Origin of the sequence: Oceanibacterium hippocampi, from assembly GCF_900172325.1 — a bacterium.
Lineage (GTDB): Bacteria > Pseudomonadota > Alphaproteobacteria > Sneathiellales > Sneathiellaceae > Oceanibacterium > Oceanibacterium hippocampi.
Genome location: NZ_FWFR01000001.1, coordinates 995,551 through 1,013,508, shown reverse-complemented (window position 1 = coordinate 1,013,508; position 17,958 = coordinate 995,551). Strand labels below are relative to the sequence as shown.

Below are 17,958 nucleotides of genomic sequence, written 5' to 3'. Positions count from 1 at the left end.
GTGACCGGACGACTGACTAGTCGTCGGCGTCGAATTCGCCGCTCGCAGGCTTGTCCGGCGTCGCCGATTTCTTCTCCGGCTCGGAGGTCGTCCTTGCCGCCGGCAGGGCCGCCGCCGGCTTCTTCGCCTGCGCCGACGGGGCCGGCTTGCTGCGCTTCACCTGCTTCCGCACCGGGGCGGGCACAGCTGCCTCGGCGGCGGCGGGCTTCCGCTTCCGGACCAGTTTGCGTTTCTTCGGCGCCGGTTTCGCCACCGGCATCGCCGCGTCCGGGCCGTCGTCGGCGACGTCCGGTCGGCCCGCGCCCGCTTCCGCGTCGACATCGATGATGACGGCCTCGTCCGCCGCCGGATCCCGGTCATCGTCGTCCGCAGCCGGGCCGGTCTGGCCCCGGAAGGCAAGCGTGATGCGGGCCGTGGAGGCGACGGCCCGGCTTGACACCGAGACCACGGCCTGGGTTTCCCGGCCATAGAGTTGCGCCCAGAGATGCCGGAAATTGGCGATCCTCCGCCAGCGCACCTCCTCCAGCCGGCGCGAGGTCAGCAGCCATAGCGGCGAGACCGCGAGCGAGAAGACGATCAGCGACACCATCAGGCGGCGGGCGTAATCGTCGACGATGCCGGCGGTCGCTCCGGCCGCCATCAGCACGAAGGAAAATTCGCCGATCTGGCCGAGCACCGTGCCAGCCTTGAAGGAGCGCGGCCACGGCTCCCCGGTCAGCCGCAGGATGCAGACGTTGGCGACCGTCTTGACCACCGTCACGATCGCCAGCAGGAGCAGCACGGTGCCGATATTCTCGATAACGAAGGGAATGTCGACGAGCAGCCCGACGGACAGGAAGAAGACCATCATCAGGACCGCCTGGATCGGCATCATCGCCTCCATCATGCCCTTCCGCTCCCGCGTGTTGCCGAGCACGAGTCCGGCAAGGAAAGCACCGTAGGAGGGCGTGAGGCCGAGGACACCAGAAAGCGCGGCCGCGCCGAAGCAGAGCGCGAGCCCGGTCATCGGCGTCAGGTCGTGGTGGTCGCCCAGCCATTCGCCGAACGGCAGCCGGACGCTCTGGCGCCGGCTCAGCAGGACGACCAAGGCAACGAGCAGGCCGACCGCGAGCAGGATCATCGCGGCCGATCCGACGATTCCCGAACCGCCCCCGCCGAGGCTGCTGACGATCAGAAGCATCGGCACGACGGCCAGATCCTGGGCGACGAGGACGCCGACGGCAACCTGGCCGACATCGCTCCGCAACTCGCCGACATCCTCGAGAATCTTGATCGCGACCGCGGTCGAGGAAAGCGCGATGGCAAAGCCGAGCAGTATCGCCAGCTCGCCCGGCCAGCCGAGGGCATAGGAAAGCAGCCACATCACGGCAAGCGAGAGCGCAACCTGGAGCACCATGGTGATCACGGAGACCCGCCAGACCCGCATGAAGGAGCGCAGCGAAAGCTCCATGCCGATCAGGAACAGCAGCATCAGCACGCCGAGCTCGGCGAGCAGCGAGATCACTTCCCGATTTTCTGATATCCGCGGCATGAAAATGCCGAGGACGACGCCGGCGAGGATATAGCCGACCAGCGATGGCTGCCGCATTCGCGTCATGACCAGGCCGAGCAGCAATGCGACCAGGGCGATGAGCGCGATCTCGGACAGGAAATGCATGGCGGCTCCGGAGGGGCGGCGTCGATTGCGATTGTCGGGCTTCGGGGCGCCATGCGCAACAGGGGACACAGGCGACAACGCGTCTGCAGCATGTTATGGAGACGGAATGTTGCGTCAGCGGCGCCCGCCGCGACAGATATTCCTGAGGAGATGAGAACGAGATGAGCGACGCCTTTATCTGCGATGCCGTGCGCACGCCGATCGGCCGCTACGGCGGTGCCCTGGCAGAGGTCCGGACCGACGATCTGGGCGCCCGGCCGATCCAGGCGCTGATCGAGCGGAACAAGGATGTCGACTGGGCGGCGGTCGATGACGTGATCTACGGCTGCGCCAACCAGGCGGGCGAAGACAACCGCAATGTCGCGCGCATGGCCCTGCTGCTGGCCGGGCTGCCCGACTCGGTCCCCGGCGCGACCATCAACCGGCTCTGCGGCTCCGGCCTCGATGCGGTGAACGTCGCGGCACGCGCCATCAAGACGGGCGAGCAGCAGCTGGTCATCGCCGGCGGGGTCGAGAGCATGACCCGTGCGCCCTTCGTCATGGCCAAGTCGAACAGCGCCTATTCCCGCAGCACCGAGATCTACGACACCACGATCGGCTGGCGCTTCGTCAACAAGCTGATGGACAAGGCATACGGTACCGACTCGATGCCGGAAACGGCCGAGAATGTCGCCGCCGAGTTCCAGGTTCGCCGCGAGGACCAGGACGCTTTCGCGCTGCGCAGCCAGCAGCGCGCCGTCGCTGCCCAGAAGAACGGCTTCTTCGATCGCGAGATCGTCGAGGTGTCGATCCCGCAGCGCAAGGGCGACCCGATCGTCGTGCGCCAGGACGAGCATCCGCGCGCCGACACCACGCTCGAGGGCCTCGCCCGCCTGCGCACCCCGTTCCGCGCCGAAGGCACGGTGACGGCAGGCAACGCCTCCGGCGTCAACGACGGCGCCGCGGCGTTGATCGTCGCCTCGAAGGCGGCGCTCGAGCGCCATGGCCTGACGCCGCGGGGTCGCGTCGTCGCCACGGCGACCGCCGGCGTGCCGCCCCGGATCATGGGCATGGGCCCTGCCCCGGCGAGCCGCAAGGTGCTGGAACTCGCCGGCCTTTCGATCACCGACATGGACGTGATCGAACTCAACGAGGCCTTCGCCGCGCAGGCCCTCGCGGTGACCCGCGATCTCGGCCTCTCCGACACCGAGGAGGCGGTCAACCCGAACGGCGGGGCGATCGCGCTTGGCCATCCGCTCGGCATGTCCGGCGCCCGCCTCGTCGCCACGGCGTTGAACCAGCTCGAGACGATCGACGGCCGCTACGCGCTCTGCACCATGTGCATCGGTGTCGGCCAGGGCATCGCGATGATCATCGAACGGGTGAAGTAGGCGCCGGCGCGCGCCGCCGAACGGCGGGCGGGTCCGACCGGACCCGCCTGTCGCACGGCGGCGGCGATCATCAGACGGCCGGGTAGAACCTGCCGTCGCTCTTGTCGAGATACTTCAGGACGCCGGTGGCGATGGCGAAATAGGCGCCGTGCAGCTCGAGCTTGCCGGTGTCGACGCGCTCCTTCACGAAGGGAAAGGACAGCAGGTTGTCGAGCGAACGGCGGATGCCGGCATATTCCATCGCCTCCTGCCGCTCATCGGCGCTCGCGTCGGAACCGAGGCGGTCAAGTTCGGCCTGCGCCGGCTCGAGCAGAGAAATCCACTTGCTGACGAAGGTCTCGGGCGGCTGATCCTTGAGCAGGCCTTCAAGGAAGGCCGAGATGCCGCCGCAGCGCGCATGGCCCATGACCACGATATTGCGGACCTTGAGAACCGTGACGGCGAATTCGATCGCCGCGCTGGTGCCGTGGAATTCGCCGCCGGGCTCCCACGGGGGCACCAGGTTGGCGACGTTCCGGACCACGAAGATCTGGCCGGGGCCCGCGTTGAACACTGTCGCCGGGTCGGACCGGCTGTCACAACAGGCAATGACCATCGTCTGAGGCGACTGTCCGTTGTCGGCGAGCGATCGGTACAGTTCCGCGTCGGCCGGATAGCGCTCTTTCAGGAAAGACCGGTAGCCATCCATAAGTTCGGCAACATTCCGCAACTCAGTTCACTCCCCACTTCATCGGTTGTCATCCCGCCTTCACCGACGGTGCGTGCGTGAACGGCATCGATCAGGCCGACCACTGCGTTTTCGGTCGTGCCTGCGCGATTCCATCGACGAACACCTCGTCGACCCGCTCGTCGAAAAAGGCGATACGGTCGCGGATCCGTCGAACCTCGTCGAACGGGTCGGGATAAGCCCAGGCGATATCGTCGAAGACCTTCCCGCCCAGTTCCGCCTGCCAATAGCGCGCCTTGCCCTTGTACGGGCAGATCGAACTGGTCTCGACCGGGCGCAGCAGGTCCATCCGGACGTCTTCCGCGGGCAGATAATAGCGCACGGGCATGCCGGTTTCGAACACGAAAAGCGCATTACTGCTCTTCGCGACAAGCTCGCCCTCCAGCCGGACCGAGACCTCTCGGCGGCTCGACAGGACGTCGACGCGAACCTTCGGATCGCGCGGATGCTTGAGGACCTCCTCGTCCTCCTCGTACCAGTGATCGACCCGGTTCCAGTAGAACGCCATATGGTCCTTCAGCGCCCCCGCTTCCCGGTAGGGCGACGGGTAGGACCAGACCGCGTTTTCCGCCACCTTGTCGCCGGCGGCGATCGACCAGTAGGCGGCGGTGCCCTTGAACGGGCAGTAGCTGGAATGATCGGTCGCGGTCAGCAGGTCGAGCCGGATATCGGCACGCGGCAGATAGTAGACCGGCATGTGACCACTCTCGCGAACGATCAGCGCGGCGGTCGTGTCGGCGAGCGTCTCGCCGCCGAAAACGACGCGGACGCGCTTCGGCGTCGACAGCACCTCCAGCACATAGCCCGGGTGCTTCGCGAAGCCCGGCGCCGTGCCGCTCGACATCTCGTTCATGATATACGCTCCTCTTCCATTCGTTCGTCCGGTGCGGCCACCCTGCGGCAGGGCGGCGCGTCGAGCATCGCCAGGCCGGCATCGGCGATGTCGCGAAGCCGCTCCGGCTCGGGATCGACCTTGGACATCACCCAGAGCCCCTGCATGGTGGCCAGAAGGCCTCGGGCGAGCGCCCGCGGCGGCCTCCCGGCCGCGATGACGCCGGCCGCCTGGCCCCGCTCGACAAGCCGGCAAAGCGCATCCTCGGCGTCACCGAAATTCTCGGCGATGCGCTGTTGCATGTCACGATCCAGGGCGCAGAGCTCGGTCGCGGTATTGGTCAGCAGACAGCCACGATGGGCCCGATCGGCGCCGGCAATCGCCACCAGATCGCGAAACAGGCGTTCGATCGACTGCCGGGGCGGTGCGTCGTTCTGGTGCTTCACCATCGCCCGCAGCGGCGACAGGCTGCCATAGCGTTCGATGGCCGCGGCGAACAGGCCGGCCTTGTCGCCATAGGCATTGTAGAGGCTGCCGCGGTTGAGCCCCGTGGCTTCGACCAGGTCCTGGATCGAGGTCGCGGCAAAGCCCTTCAGCCAGAAGACCTCCACCGCCCTGTCCAGAACATCCGCGTCGTCGTATTTCCGAGGCCGTGCCATTCGGCTCCGCTCCTTGTCGACTTCCGGTTCGCCACGATACCCCCGGTCGGCGCTGCGCGCAAAGATCGCCGCCCGGTGACCGGCCTTCACATTTCCTTAAAATCTGCGGCGTTATTCCGTTAGGAACGGAGGAGCCCCCGCTTCGGGGGCGGAGTCACGCGCTTGTCGCGGACGGCGTGGGGAGTGTATGGATGCTGCTGGACAGGCAATTGGCGGGCGCAATCCCGACCGCCTTCGCGATGCAGCCGAGAATTCTTGAAATCGACAAGGCCGCGATTCTCGTGGTCAGCGCCCATGGGGATCGCCTGGCCATGCTCCGGCGCGCCATCGGCCGGATCCGCCGGCCGAGCTTCCGCACCGGCTCCGCAATCGATCCGGTTTCGGTCCGCCGACTGCAGGCGGAGGCGCCGGCCGACGTCGTGATCATCGACATCGACGGCTACGAGGCGTCGCATCTCGCCACGATGGTCGCCGCCGCCGGCGCGGGCGACACCCGGCCGGTCATTGCCTATGTCCCGCGGCGGCTCGACGAGACGGTCCGCTATTCTCTGCTGGAGCACGGCTTCGAGGACGTGTTCGACACGCCCCGGATCGACGAGGCACTGCTGGCCCGTACGCTGATCAGCGCCGTGGTTCGCAACCGCAGCCGGCTGTCCCGCACCGGCCTGCCGCCGCTCGCACCGGAATCACCGGTCGCCGCGCTGCTCGACCGCCTGCCGCTCGGGATCGTCATCATCGACCGGATGCGCCGGGTTCGCCTTGCCAATGAAAGGGCGCGGGCGCTGCTCGACGCCTCGACCGGCCTGACCATCGACCGGGACGGGATCTGCCGGGCCAGCCACGCGGCCGACCGCCATGCCTTCGACCAGCTTGTGCGCGCCACCCTCGACGGGGTCGCCGATGCCGAACTCGGTTGCACCATCGGGCTGCAGCGCCATCGGACGGAGGGAGCGATCTCGGCCCTCGTCGCCCCGCTGCACGAGCGCGCCGAGGGCGGCGCCGTGATCTTCCTTGCCGATCCCTCGGCACCGCCTTCGCTCTCGACCGACGCGCTCGCCCGGCTCCATGGGCTGACACCGGCCGAAGCCCGGCTGACCGCCCTGTTGGCCAACGGCGCGACGCTGGAGACGATCGCCGGCGACCTCGGCCTGAGCCAGCACACCGTACGCTCCCAGCTCCGGCAGATCTTCCGCAAGACCGATACGAACCGCCAGGCGGAGCTGATCAAGCTTGTGCTGACCGGCCCGGCTGCCCTGCCCGGCGCCACCTGAGCGGACCTCGCCCGGAAGCGACGCGGAACTGCGCCGTCAAACCGGCAAGTCCTATTCCGGAAGGTGGGCGATCAGCTTCGGCGGCTCGGAGAAATAGGCCCAGCGCTCGCGCCCGCCGCGGTTTTCCAGCACGTAGACAAGCGCACTGACGACCCGGCGGTCGAAGCGTCGGCCGCCATTGGCCGACAGCACGTCGCAAGCGGTCGAGAAATCCATGCCCGAGCGATAGGCCCGCGGGCTTACCATGCCGACGAAGGCATTGGCGACTGCGATGATTCGCGCGGCGATCAGGATCCGCTCGCCCTCCCGGCCGTTCGGGTACCCGGTCCCGTCCCAGTGTTCCTGCACTTCGCGAAGCGTTTCCACCACCGGCAGACGGAAGTCGAGACCGGCCAGCAGGTCTCCGGTCTGCAGGATGCTGTCCCGGATCAGCTGCTTCTCGTCGTCGTCCAGGGCACCGAGCTTGGTCAGCAGGTTGCTCGGCACCAGCAGCTTGCCGAGATTCATCAGGCGGGCCGCGATGTCGATCGTCTGCGCGGTTGTTTCGTCGACCTCGAGTTCGGTGGCGATCGCGGCGGCGACCTCGACCACCCGGCGCGACTGGTCCGCCGAGAAGGGATCGCGGCGATCGACCAGCGTGACCAGTGTCGAGACAAGATCGCGCATGACCTGCTCGCGCCGCTCGCGCTCGACAACCAGTTCGGTGATGTCGTGCTCGACGATCAGGATCCGGCCGCGCTTCTGAGCGCTCTCGCCGAGCGGCCGGTGTTCGCGCAGGACGATGCGCTCGCCGGAACCGTCGTCGTTCTCCTCGGCGGCGATCCGTCGGGTCACCGTGCGTGCGTGCCCGTCGCCGCGCACGGCAGCGTTGGTTTCCTCGATGTCCCTGGCCATGACCGGGCCGATGACCTGGCGCAGCCGCATGCCGATCATGTCTTCCTGGCCGATTCCGGCCCCGGCGGCGGCCCCGGCATTGGCGAAGGTGAAGCGGTCCTCGCCATCGACCACGGCAATGGCGGTCGGCTGGCGGTCGGTGACGATGCGCAGGAAGTCGCTGTATTCCTCGAGCCGTTCGGCCATCGCCCGGTAATCGCCGGCCATGGCGTGGGCGCGCACCGAACTGCCATGGCGCCAGACCGCGAAGATCGCGATGGCGACGCCGATGATGCTGGCGAACAGCACGATCAGGATCGTGTCGAGACGCTGCTCGACCGCGGCCAGCGCCTCGTCACGGGCGATCATGCGGACGAGATACCAGGGCGCCCCGGCCAGCGCCCGGCCGGTCGCCAGGACCGGCGTGCCGTCGTAGCGGCGGGTCAGGGTGAAGCCGCCCCTGTCGGCGACCAGCCGCGCGGCCGCGAGATCGGCGCTGTCGGCGGCGAGCCGTCGCTTCATCGCCGGCGTCCCGTCGCGCAGCGGCGTCAGGTAGACGATCATCGCGCCGTCCTTCCGGACCAGGAAGGTCTCGGCGCTTTCCGCGGTCTCGCCGGGCTGGTCGAGCAGCCGGAAGAAGCCGTCGCCGAGCAGCCGAAGGCCGACGGCAAAGCCGACGACGCGGCTGCCCGCCGCTGATTCCTGCACGGCGAAGACCGGCAGCACGAAGCCCAGCGAAAGATTGCCGGCGGCATTCTCGTGAATATCGACGAAGGCCGCCTCGCCGCCCGCAGCCCGCGCCATCGCCTCGCGCAGCGCCGTGGTCATCGGCGGCATGTCGCGGGTCGCGACCAGCAGGTTGCCGTCGGCGTCGGTGAGCCCGAGGCCGGCCTGGCCGACGCGGGCGACATTGGCGTTGACGCGCGGGCCGACGACCGGCGCGGTATAGCCGTCGCGTTCGGCCACGACCTCGAGAAGGTTGGCGAGATACTCGGATTCGGCGCCCGCGCCACCTGCCCGACCGCCGCCGTCGCGGGCGAGCGAGAGCTCGGTCAGGTAGAGCTGGACGGAGGCATTCTCGACCAGGTCGCGGAGCGTGCCGCGGCGGTCGTCGAGCCATTGCTCGACCGCGGCGGCGCGACTGTCGGCAACGAGGCCGAGGCGGACCTGCCATTGCTGCAGCTCGCGGGCCCGTTCGGATTCGACGAAACGCCAGGAGAAGAAGGCCCCGACCAGGACGGCCGCGATCAGGATCAGCCCGCCGATCAGCGGCAGGCGGCCCTCGAGGCGGGCCGGCGTGTGGCCGGCGGCGCCGGCGAGATCGCCGATCATCGGCGCCCCGGCACAGGCATGGGGCAGCCGGCGAGGCGGCGATAAACTTGCGTTAACCGGTTGCGGCGCATGGTCATCGGGGCGGGATTTCGATCGGTCATATCGACCGGAAGGTGCCATTGTCAGGGTTAAGAGTGACTTAATGCGGCGACAGGGGATCAACATGGCGAGAGGGCGGGGAGCCGCCCGCCTCCGGGCGCTGGCATTCGCCGGCCTGCTCGCCGCCGGCACGGCGGTCGGAACCGTCGGCGCGGCCGCCGGTGCGACCGGCACCGGCGACACGACGATCCTGTTCGGCAGCCGCGCCACCGCGCATCAGGGGCTGAAGCCGTTCCCGCGCTGGACCGGCGCCATCGAGCGCTATTTCGAGGCCCGCAAGGACAGGGCCGGAAGCTGCGACGACCCGACCTTCAACCGCTGCCACTACGAACGCTGGCAGGCGCTGATCCGCGACGTCGCCGGGAAGCCGCGGCTGCGCCAGCTCGAGGCGGTCAACGATTTCATGAACCGCTATCGCTACATCCTCGACCCGATCAACTGGGGCGTGAAGGATTACTGGGCCTCGCCCGACGAGTTCTTCCGACGCTTCGGCGATTGCGAGGATTATGCGATTGCCAAGTATTTCTCGCTGCGCGCCATCGGCGTGCCGGCGGACGACCTCCGGATCGTCGTCCTGCAGGACCTCAACCTCGGGATTCCGCATGCCGTGCTGACGGTGCGGGAGGGCGACAAGATCTACGTCCTCGACAACCAGATCTCGATGGTCGTGGAAGCCGGACGGATCCGCCACTACCGGCCGATCTACTCGGTCAACGAAAACGGCTGGTGGCGCTACCGCCCGGCCGGCTGAGACCGCCGGCTGGCGGCTGCGCCGCTGCCTAGTCCGGCAGCGACCAGGTCGAGCTCCGCGCGTTGGCCACCGTCGATTGCGGCACCTCGACGCCGAGCGCGTCCATCAGCACGCCCATGCTGGCAAGCAGACGGAACTGGGCGAACAGCGCGGCGTAGCGGCTGGTGACGTGGCGGGTCCGCGACTGGAACAGTTCGTTCTCGGAATCCAGCAGGTCCAGCAGGTCGCGCTGGCCGATATCGAACTCCTGCCGATAGGTCGAGAGAACCTGGCTGTTGGAAAGCGTCTGGCCGTCCAGCACCTCGACCCGCGCCAGGGCGCGCTGGTATGCGCTCCACGACTGCCGGGTCTCTTCGGCGACCTCGAGACGGAGCCGGTTGAGCCGCGCCTGGGTCTGCGACAGGCGGGCCGCCGCCTCGCGCTGCCGGTTGCGGTCGATGAAACCGCGGAACAGGTTGTAGCGCATCACGAGGAGCGCCTGGAAATCGGCGTCATGCCCCTCGACGCCGTCGATGTCCTCGTTCATCGAACCGCTGACCTCGACGTTCAGGCTCGGATAGAAGCCTGCCTTCGAGGCCCGCAGCTCGGCGCGGGAGGTATCGACATCGGCAACGGCGAGCTGGATGTCGGGGCTCTCGGTCTGTGCCCGCTCGACCGCCGCGTCCGGATCGGGGGGCAGCGCCGCGACCGGCGCTGCGGGCTCCTCGAGATCGGCCGGGACCTGCTGCACGAGCCGGCGGAAAATGATCTCCGCCTCGTCGAGGTCGCGTTGCGCCTGGATCAGTGCCGCATTGGCTGCCGAAAGCCGGCTTTCGGCCTGCTGCACGTCGCCGATGCCGCCCTGCCCGCCATCGAAGCGGTCGCGAACGGTTCCGAGCGTCGCGTTGTGGGCCTCCACATTCTCCTCGGCCAGGCGGATGATCTCGCGGTTGCGGAGCACGTTCAGATAGACCTGGACGACGTCGAGGCCGATCGCCTCGGTCCGCTCCCGGACACGATGGGCGGCGGCGTCGGTGCGCGCCTGCTGGCGCTCGACCTCGGCCTCGCGGCCATAGCCGTCGAAGATGGTTTCGCGGATCGTGATGCGCGATTCCTTGCGCGTCAGCCACTTGTTGTCGAAGCTCTGGTCGTCCGTCCATTCCGGTCCGTATCCGGCCTGGAGATCGACACTCGGCAGGTAAAGGCCGCGCGCCTGATCGAGCTCGCGTTCGGTGGCGTAGCGATTGTAGGCCGCCTCGGAAATTTCCGGGTAGGTACCGATCGCCGCCTGCACGGTCTCCTTCAGGGACGCAGCGCCGGCGGCGCCGGTGAACAGCCCGACGGCCAGAGGCCCGGCCAATGCGACGACGGCAATGGATGTCGACAACGATTTCAGCGAATGCATCCGGATCTCCAGCCCCGCTATCCTGCGTTAGCGGGGCGCTACGAACTTGATTAGACACAATGCGGACAGCAACGGTCCCCCGTCCGCACAGGCATCATTGCGAGCCGCTGGAACATATCACATTTTTGCCCACGCGAGACAACTGAGGATGATTTCGAAAGGTTTAAGAAATGCTTTCACTTTCAAAACCTTATATGGTTACTCGTAAAGTATGGATTTCGCGGCGCGGCCCGCGACCGGCGTTCCCCGCCGCGACTTGTTCGCAATGATCGGCCCCCCGGAATTAACCGTTCATAAGGAGGCGGGGCGCCATAAACGTTCCCGGATGGTAACATTTCCGGACACCGGTTATGGCGGCGACGGCATGAGGGGTTGCACAGGGTGACGCTTACGGCACCAGACGGGAAGGGAGCCGCGGCGAGACGCGATGCGGCCGCCGACAACGATCGGCAGCGTCTCGGCACGCTGGCGACACCGGAGGCTGCCCGGTCGCGCGGCGTGCGTGAACTGTTCGGCATGGGTGGCCGCAACGGCACGGCGCCGGCGCAGGACACGGCAGCCGCCGACCACAACGATGCGGGCAGCGCGGCGCAGGCCGAAAGCGACTGGGTCGTCAGCGCCGCCGAGATCGCCGCGGAACCCGCCGATCCGCTGCTCGGCTGCCTGCGCGTCGTTGCGCGCCTGTTCGGTGGGGCGCCCAGCGCCGCGTCGCTGACCAACGGCCTGCCGCTCGAAGGCGGCAAGCTTACGCCCGCCACCTTCCTGCGCGCCGCCGGCCGCCTCGATCTGAGCGCGCGGATTTCCCGCCGCGGCCTCGACCAGGTACCCGACATGGTGCTGCCGGCGGTGCTGCTGCTCAAGAACCGGTCCGCCTGCGTGCTGCTGCGCCGTCTCGACGGCGACCGCGCGGAGATCATCCTGCCCGAGACCGGCGACGGCAGCGAGATCCTGCCGCTCAAGGCAGTCAAGGCGCTCTACGCGGGCTATGCGATTTTCGTCCGGCCGGAACACCGCTTCCGCCGCGCCGCGGAAGCCGAGGCCGCGAGCCAGAACCCGCGTTCCTGGTTCTGGGGCACGCTGCGCCGGTTCTGGCCATCCTACATGCAGGTCGCGCTGGCGGCGGTGCTGATCAACCTGTTCGCGCTCGCCAGCCCGATCTTCGTCATGAACGTGTACGACCGGGTCGTACCGAACCAGGCGGTCGAGACGCTCTGGGTCCTCGCCGCCGGGATGGCGACGATCCTGGGCTTCGACATCCTGCTGAAATCGTTGCGCGCCTATTTCGTCGACAATGCCGGGAAGCGGGCCGACGTGCTGCTTTCCAGCCGGCTCTTCGAGCAGGTACTGGCCCTTAAGGTCAAGGCGCGGCCGAAATCGGCCGGCGAGTTCGCCCATTACCTGAAAGAGTACGAGTCGCTGCGCGACTTCTTCACCTCGGCGACCCTGGTGGCGCTCGTCGATCTGCCATTCATCGGGCTGTTCCTCGCCATTGTCTGGCTGCTCGGCGGGCCGATCGCGGCAATCCCGGCGATCGCGGTGCCGGTGGTCATCGGCGCCGGGCTGATCCTGCAATGGCCGATGCGCCGGGCGATGCGTCAGCAGAACAGGGAAGCGAGCCGCAAGCACGGCATCCTGGTCGAAACGATCAACGCCCTCGACACCGTCAAGAGCCTCGGCGTCGAAGGCCACATGCAGCGCGAATGGGAACGCTTCGTCGGCGCCACCGCGCGCACAGCCGTGCGAACCCGCACGGTCGCCGGCTTCGGCGTCAATTTCGCCTCGACCGTGATGCAGGCGGTGACGGTCGCCGTCGTGGTCTTCGGCGTCTACCGGATCATGTCCGGCGACATGACGGTCGGCGCGCTGATCGCCTGTACCATCCTGACCGGGCGCGCGATGGCGCCGCTCGGCCAGGTCGCCGGCCTGCTCGCCCGCCTCAACCAGTCGATGGTCGCGCTCAAGGGCCTGAACGACATCATGGCGCTGCCGGTCGAGCGCCCGCAGGGCAAGAACCATCTGAACCGCCCCGACATCCGGGGCAGCGTCCGCTTCGAGGACGTCTCGTTCCGCTATCCGGAAAGCCAGATCGCGTCGCTGAAGAACATGAGCTTCGAGATCCGGCCCGGCGAACGCGTCGGCATCATCGGCCCGGTCGGCTCGGGCAAGACGACGCTGTCGCGGCTTCTGATCGGGCTCTACGACCCTGACGACGGCTCGATCCTGCTGGACGGCACCGACATCCGCCAGATCGACCCGGCCGACCTGCGCCAGGCGATCGGCACGTTAATGCAGGACGTCGTGCTGTTCCAGGGCACGATGCGCGAGAATATCGCGCTCGGCAATCCGCTGGCCGACGACCGGATGATCCTCCGCGCCGCCCGCCTTGCCGGCGTCGACGATTTCGTCCGGCACGAGCCGATGGGCTACGACATGGTGATCGGCGAGCGCGGCGTGACGCTTTCGGGCGGCCAGCGCCAGGCGGTGGCGCTTGCCCGCGCGCTGCTCAACGATCCGAAGGTCCTGATCCTCGACGAGCCGACCAGCATGATGGACAACCGGACGGAACAGGCCTTCATCCAGCGCATGCGCGAGTCGCTCGGCAGCCGCACCCTGCTGATGATCACGCACCGCAGCTCGCTGCTGCAACTCGTCGACCGGGTCATCGTCATCGGCAACGGCGAGATCGTCGCCGACGGGCCGCGCGACGAGGTCCTCGGCCTCGCCAATGCCCGGCGAATCGGCGCCACGAAACAGAGCGGCCAGGTCGCCCGGCCGGCCGCCGCGAAACCTGCCGCGCCGGCGCCGAAGGGAGGCCCCGATGGCGACCGCTGACCGCTGGGAAGACGCCGATTACGCCTCCGATGTGCTGGCAGCCCGGTTGCAGGGACCGCGGCCGGCCTCGGTGTTGCTTCTGCTCGCCATCACCGCCTTCATGGTCGCCGCCTATTTCTGGGCCGCGAACTCGATCATCGACGAATTCACGCGCGGCGCGGGGCGGGTCATCCCGACGAGCCAGGTCCAGGTCGTGCAGAATCTCGAGGGCGGCATCCTCGACGCCATCCTCGTCGCCGAGGGCGACGCGGTCGAGGCAGGGCAGGTGCTGGTTCGCATCGACGACAAGTCGGCAGCCGCCGATTTCGACGAGAAGCAGTCGCGTTACTACACGCTGATGGGCGAGATCGCCCGACTTTCCGCCGAGGCCAACGACCGGCCGCTGGAGTTCGCACCGGAGCTGCTCGCCGAGGCCCGCGAGGTCGCGGTGCGCGAACGCGCCCTCTACGATGCCCGCCAGGCCGAACTGCAGAGCCAGATTTCCATTCTCCGCCGCCAGGCCGACCAGCGTCGCCAGGAGGTGACCGAACTGAACAGCCGGCTCAACCGGATCGGCGAAAGCATGGCGCTGGCGAAGGAAGAGCTCGAGCTCAACCAGCCGCTCGCCGACAAGGGGATCGTGCCGAAGGTGCAGATGCTGAAGCTGCGCCGCCAGTACAACGACCTGAAGGGCGAGGAGGCGGAAACCCGGCTCGGCATTCCGCGCGCCCAGGCGGCGATCCGCGAGGCCAACCAGCGGATCGAGGAAAAGATCCTGAGTTTCCGGAGCCAGGCGACCGGCGATCTCAACGCCCGGACCTCGGAGTTCACCGCACTTGGCACGACCATCTCGGCGTCCCAGGACCGGGTCACCCGGACCGAGGTTCGCTCCCCGGTCAAGGGCATCGTCAAGCAGCTCAAGATCCGCACGGTCGGTGGCGTCGTGCAGCCCGGCCAGGATATCGTCGAGATCGTGCCGATCGAGGACGGCCTGCTGGTCGAGGCGCAGGTCCGGCCCGCCGACATCGCCTTCATCCGTCCCGGCCAGAAGGCGACGGTCAAGCTGACCGCCTACGATTACTCGATTTACGGCGGTCTCGAAGGGACGGTCGACAGGATCGGCGCCGACACAATCGTCGACGACGAGGGCAACAGTTTCTACAAGATCGCCGTCCGTACCGAGAAGACCTACCTGCAGCGGGGCGAGCAGCGCCTGCCGATCATCCCGGGCATGGTCGCCTCGGTCGACATCCTGACCGGCAAGAAATCGATACTGGACTATCTGCTGAAGCCGATCCTGAAGGCGCGCGACAATGCGTTGAGGGAGCGATGAGCGGGTATCGGCGACAGCGCCACGGACTGGCGGCGCTCATGGCTCTGCTGCTGGCATGTGGCCTGGCCGGCACTGTCACCCGTGCCGCCGAGGCGCCGCTGGCCGTCGAGACCGGATTGTTCGGTTCGCTGGAATTTCCCTCGCACGACCTCGGCGCCTTCCCGCAATGGCGTCATATCCTGGCCGGACTGCCGGCCTTCCGGATGGCGGTGAACGCCTGCGCCCGGGACGAGACGAACTGCAGCAATTTCTCGGTCGCGCGCTGGGTGGCCAGGAAAATGCTGCTCGAAGGACAGCCGAACAGCCGGCAGCTGGCCGGCGTCAACCAGTTCGTGAACAGCCTCGCCACTGCCCCGGACGCGCCCCTCGCCAAACCCGACGGGCGCTGGGCCGGGCCGAAGGAAACCCTGCGCGAGGGCGGCGACCCGCTCGACCTGGCGGTCCTCAAATACGTCCTGTTGCGCGAACTGGGCTTCGCCGACCACCAGCTCCGGATCGTCATCGTCACGGACACGCTGCGCGACCGCCCGCATGCCGTCCTGATCGTCAGGACCCGGGGCACATGGGTTCTCGATTCGCGCAGCGATCATCTGCAGAAGGCCGCGGACATGCGCTTCTACCTGCCCCATATCTCGCTCAATGGGGAGACCCGCTGGGCCCACATGGCCCCCTGGCTCGCGCTTCGGGACGGTGCCGGGACGGCGGCGGAACCGGAACATCGCGGAGGTATGCCGCAATGAACAGCAACGAGAGCATCAGTCCGCTCCGCGTCATGCTGGATGCTCCGGCGGGCAGTCTTCGCCCGGTCGGCGCCCGCCGGAGCATGGCGCTCGCCATCACCTGCTTCCTGCTGATCACGGTCTTCGCCTTCGCCGTTCTCTGGTACGCGGTGAACAGCCGCAAGAACATGATCGTCGCGACCACCAAGCAGCATACGGAACTCGTGGTCGGCGCCCGCGCCGAGGTGCTGAAGACCTGGCTCGAAGCGCAGGAGGGACTGGCGCGGCGCTTCGCCAATGCGCCGACGGTGCAGCTGTTCGCCACCGAGGCCGATCTGCACCGCGACGGGCTTCCAGACGCGCTGGCCCGCCAGCTTCCCTACATGCAGGCCAGCATCACGGCCTTCGCCCGTGACAGCGGACTCGCCGCCGCCTATCTCGCCGACCCGAGCGGCCGCGCCTTGCTGGCCAGCGCCGATGCGCCGCGCCTCAGCGACGAACAGCGCCTCGCGGCGATCGCCGTGGCGGCCCGGCGCAAGACGAGTTTCTCCCGCTTCCGCGAAGGACAAAGCGGCCTCGAACTCGATCTCGTCATGCCGGTGAACGAGCCGCAGATCGCAAACGACGGCGCCGAACGCTTCGCGGCGACGCTGATCGTCACCCTGCCGGCCTCGCAGGCGCTTGGCCGACTCCTGTCGCCGACCGCGCAAACCCGTGCCGGTGAACGGACCCGCCTTTTCCAGCGCATGCCGGAAGGCGCGGTCGAGGTGCGGCCCTGGTCCAAGCCGCATTTCCGCGCGACCGACGAGGATGCCGCCTTCGCCACCCGGTTCGCCGCCCGTCGCGGCCCGGGCCACGACGTCGCGGTCTTCGCCGCCGGCTATCACCTGGCCGACACCGACTGGGTCGTGAGCCACGAGTACGAGGTCCGCAAGGCACTCGCCCCGCTGGCCGAGTTCCGGAATTTCGCCGGCAGCCTGACCGTCCTCGCGCTGCTTGCCGCGGCCGCCGCCATCGCCGGCTTCTGGTACAAGCAGCGGAGCGACTCCAACCGGGCGCTGGCCGAGCAGTTCCGTCGCCTCGCCGGCCGCATCCAGGACCAGCGCCGCCTGCTCGACGCGATCAACAGCGCGATCAGCGAACACATCGGCGTCAAGGACATCGACGGCCGCTATCTCTACGTCAATCCGGCCTTCGCCAAGGCGCTCGACCGGAATGCCGCCGACATCATCGGCCGCACCGACAGCGACATCTTTGACGCCGAGTTCGCCCGCCGGCTGAACCAGGCGGACCGCAACGCGCTGGCCACAAACGGCATGGTGGAGCAGCACCACAAGCTCGCCGACGGCGACGGCTTCATCTATCTGCATATCTCGAAGACGCCGCTGCGCGACAGCGCCGACAAGGCGATCGGCGTCGTCACGGTCGCCCGTGACGTCACCGCGACAATGGAACGCCAGCAGATCAAGGAAAAGGCGATGTACCAGACCATCGCCGTGCTCGCCCACGCGATGGAGCAGAACGACCACTATCTCGCCGGCCACAGCGGACGGGTCACCCATCTCGCCAGCGGCGTCGCGCGCATGCTCGGCTTCACGCCGGAGGCGGTGTCCATGCTGCAGTTCGCCGCCAGCCTGTCGCAGATCGGCAAGCTGTCGGTCCCGCCCAGCCTGCGGCTCAGCGAAAGCCGGCTGAGCCCGAGTCAGCTCATCCAGCTCCGTGCCCATGTCTCCGGCGCCGCCCAGACCCTGCAGAAAATGAACTTCGACCGGAACATCGTCGACGCGGTCGGCCAGATGAACGAGCGACTCGACGGGTCCGGCTATCCGGCGGGGATGAAGCGCGAGCGGATCTGCATGGCGGCGCGGATCCTCGGTACCGTCGATGTCTTCGTCGCCCGGATCTCGCCGCGGTCCTACCGCGAAACGATCAGCGCGGAAGAGGCGCTGCGTATCTTCGAGATGCATCCCGAGAAGTACGATCCGGACGTTGTTTCCGCGCTCCGGAACTTCCTCGACAGTCCGGAGGGAATCGCGCTCTCCACGGAATGGCGACGCGAGGCCGCGCTCAAGGCATCGTCGGCGGTTTCCCACACCGCGCACTAGGCCAGCGGGGCGTCACCACCCCGGCGACAATCCGA

General features: G+C 67.9%; 13 protein-coding genes. 7 read left to right on the top strand and 6 right to left on the bottom strand.

What is annotated here, in order from left to right; all coding sequences use genetic code 11:
* Positions 1–16: 16 nt before the first annotated feature.
* A complete protein-coding gene (locus OCH7691_RS04720) occupies positions 17–1,657 on the bottom strand; it encodes a cation:proton antiporter (RefSeq protein WP_085882226.1) in 1,641 nt (546 codons plus the stop codon).
* A gap of 161 nt (positions 1,658–1,818) precedes the next feature.
* On the opposite strand from OCH7691_RS04720, the gene pcaF reads away from it, so the two are divergent.
* Entirely contained in the window at positions 1,819–3,027 is a 1,209-nt protein-coding gene (gene pcaF / locus OCH7691_RS04715) for a 3-oxoadipyl-CoA thiolase (protein ID WP_085882225.1), read from the top strand.
* Between the two features lie 70 nt (positions 3,028–3,097).
* Here pcaF and OCH7691_RS04710 read toward each other — a convergent pair whose 3' ends face one another.
* From OCH7691_RS04710 to OCH7691_RS04700, 3 genes are all read right to left on the bottom strand, one after another.
* Positions 3,098–3,715: a carbonic anhydrase gene (locus tag OCH7691_RS04710; RefSeq protein WP_370853107.1), complete on the bottom strand. Its 618-nt coding sequence runs from the start codon at positions 3,713–3,715 to the stop codon at positions 3,098–3,100.
* Between the two features lie 91 nt (positions 3,716–3,806).
* Complete coding sequence (locus tag OCH7691_RS04705; protein ID WP_085882223.1) at positions 3,807–4,607, bottom strand: DUF427 domain-containing protein; 801 nt, start codon at positions 4,605–4,607, stop codon at positions 3,807–3,809.
* Positions 4,604–5,245, bottom strand: a complete 642-nt coding sequence (locus OCH7691_RS04700; protein ID WP_139839514.1) for a TetR/AcrR family transcriptional regulator — start codon at positions 5,243–5,245, stop codon at positions 4,604–4,606. Before OCH7691_RS04700 ends, OCH7691_RS04705 begins: the two co-directional genes overlap by 4 nt.
* 191 nt (positions 5,246–5,436) lie before the next feature.
* On the opposite strand from OCH7691_RS04700, the gene OCH7691_RS04695 reads away from it, so the two are divergent.
* Positions 5,437–6,516, top strand: coding sequence for a helix-turn-helix transcriptional regulator (locus OCH7691_RS04695; protein WP_085882221.1), 1,080 nt, complete (start codon positions 5,437–5,439; stop codon positions 6,514–6,516).
* Between the two features lie 51 nt (positions 6,517–6,567).
* Here OCH7691_RS04695 and OCH7691_RS04690 read toward each other — a convergent pair whose 3' ends face one another.
* The gene (locus tag OCH7691_RS04690) at positions 6,568–8,721 is read right to left on the bottom strand and encodes an HD domain-containing phosphohydrolase (RefSeq protein ID WP_085882220.1); all 2,154 of its coding nucleotides are present in this window, start codon (positions 8,719–8,721) and stop codon (positions 6,568–6,570) included.
* A gap of 163 nt (positions 8,722–8,884) precedes the next feature.
* Between OCH7691_RS04690 and OCH7691_RS04685 the strand changes: the two genes are divergently transcribed.
* On the top strand, positions 8,885–9,571 hold the full coding sequence (locus OCH7691_RS04685) for a transglutaminase-like cysteine peptidase (RefSeq protein ID WP_176244911.1): 687 nt from the start codon (positions 8,885–8,887) through the stop codon (positions 9,569–9,571).
* Positions 9,572–9,599: 28 nt separating this feature from the next.
* Here OCH7691_RS04685 and OCH7691_RS04680 read toward each other — a convergent pair whose 3' ends face one another.
* Complete coding sequence (locus tag OCH7691_RS04680) at positions 9,600–10,955, bottom strand: TolC family outer membrane protein (protein ID WP_085882218.1); 1,356 nt, start codon at positions 10,953–10,955, stop codon at positions 9,600–9,602.
* 381 nt (positions 10,956–11,336) lie between these two features.
* Between OCH7691_RS04680 and OCH7691_RS04675 the strand changes: the two genes are divergently transcribed.
* Genes OCH7691_RS04675 through OCH7691_RS04660 form a run of 4 tightly spaced genes read left to right on the top strand, consistent with a single transcriptional unit; the run spans position 11,337 to position 17,923 of the window.
* On the top strand, positions 11,337–13,787 hold the full coding sequence (locus tag OCH7691_RS04675; protein WP_217807797.1) for a type I secretion system permease/ATPase: 2,451 nt from the start codon (positions 11,337–11,339) through the stop codon (positions 13,785–13,787).
* Positions 13,774–15,099, top strand: a complete 1,326-nt coding sequence (locus tag OCH7691_RS04670; RefSeq protein WP_085882216.1) for an HlyD family type I secretion periplasmic adaptor subunit — start codon at positions 13,774–13,776, stop codon at positions 15,097–15,099. The genes OCH7691_RS04675 and OCH7691_RS04670 overlap by 14 nt, the downstream gene beginning before the upstream one ends.
* Positions 15,096–15,839 (top strand): transglutaminase-like cysteine peptidase, encoded by a 744-nt coding sequence (locus OCH7691_RS04665; RefSeq protein ID WP_085882215.1) that lies wholly within the window; start codon positions 15,096–15,098, stop codon positions 15,837–15,839. Before OCH7691_RS04670 ends, OCH7691_RS04665 begins: the two co-directional genes overlap by 4 nt.
* A complete protein-coding gene (locus OCH7691_RS04660; RefSeq protein ID WP_176244910.1) occupies positions 15,836–17,923 on the top strand; it encodes an HD-GYP domain-containing protein in 2,088 nt (695 codons plus the stop codon). The genes OCH7691_RS04665 and OCH7691_RS04660 overlap by 4 nt, the downstream gene beginning before the upstream one ends.
* Positions 17,924–17,958: the final 35 nt, after the last annotated feature.

Coding starts and splice junctions, on each gene's coding strand:
- OCH7691_RS04720 (WP_085882226.1), bottom strand. CDS start 1,657: ATGCATTTCCTGTCCGAGATCGCGCTCATCGCCCTGGTCGCATTGCTG.
- pcaF (WP_085882225.1), top strand. CDS start 1,819: ATGAGCGACGCCTTTATCTGCGATGCCGTGCGCACGCCGATCGGCCGC.
- OCH7691_RS04710 (WP_370853107.1), bottom strand. CDS start 3,715: ATGGATGGCTACCGGTCTTTCCTGAAAGAGCGCTATCCGGCCGACGCG.
- OCH7691_RS04705 (WP_085882223.1), bottom strand. CDS start 4,607: ATGAACGAGATGTCGAGCGGCACGGCGCCGGGCTTCGCGAAGCACCCG.
- OCH7691_RS04700 (WP_139839514.1), bottom strand. CDS start 5,245: ATGGCACGGCCTCGGAAATACGACGACGCGGATGTTCTGGACAGGGCG.
- OCH7691_RS04695 (WP_085882221.1), top strand. CDS start 5,437: ATGCTGCTGGACAGGCAATTGGCGGGCGCAATCCCGACCGCCTTCGCG.
- OCH7691_RS04690 (WP_085882220.1), bottom strand. CDS start 8,721: ATGATCGGCGATCTCGCCGGCGCCGCCGGCCACACGCCGGCCCGCCTC.
- OCH7691_RS04685 (WP_176244911.1), top strand. CDS start 8,885: ATGGCGAGAGGGCGGGGAGCCGCCCGCCTCCGGGCGCTGGCATTCGCC.
- OCH7691_RS04680 (WP_085882218.1), bottom strand. CDS start 10,955: ATGCATTCGCTGAAATCGTTGTCGACATCCATTGCCGTCGTCGCATTG.
- OCH7691_RS04670 (WP_085882216.1), top strand. CDS start 13,774: ATGGCGACCGCTGACCGCTGGGAAGACGCCGATTACGCCTCCGATGTG.
- OCH7691_RS04665 (WP_085882215.1), top strand. CDS start 15,096: ATGAGCGGGTATCGGCGACAGCGCCACGGACTGGCGGCGCTCATGGCT.
- OCH7691_RS04660 (WP_176244910.1), top strand. CDS start 15,836: ATGAACAGCAACGAGAGCATCAGTCCGCTCCGCGTCATGCTGGATGCT.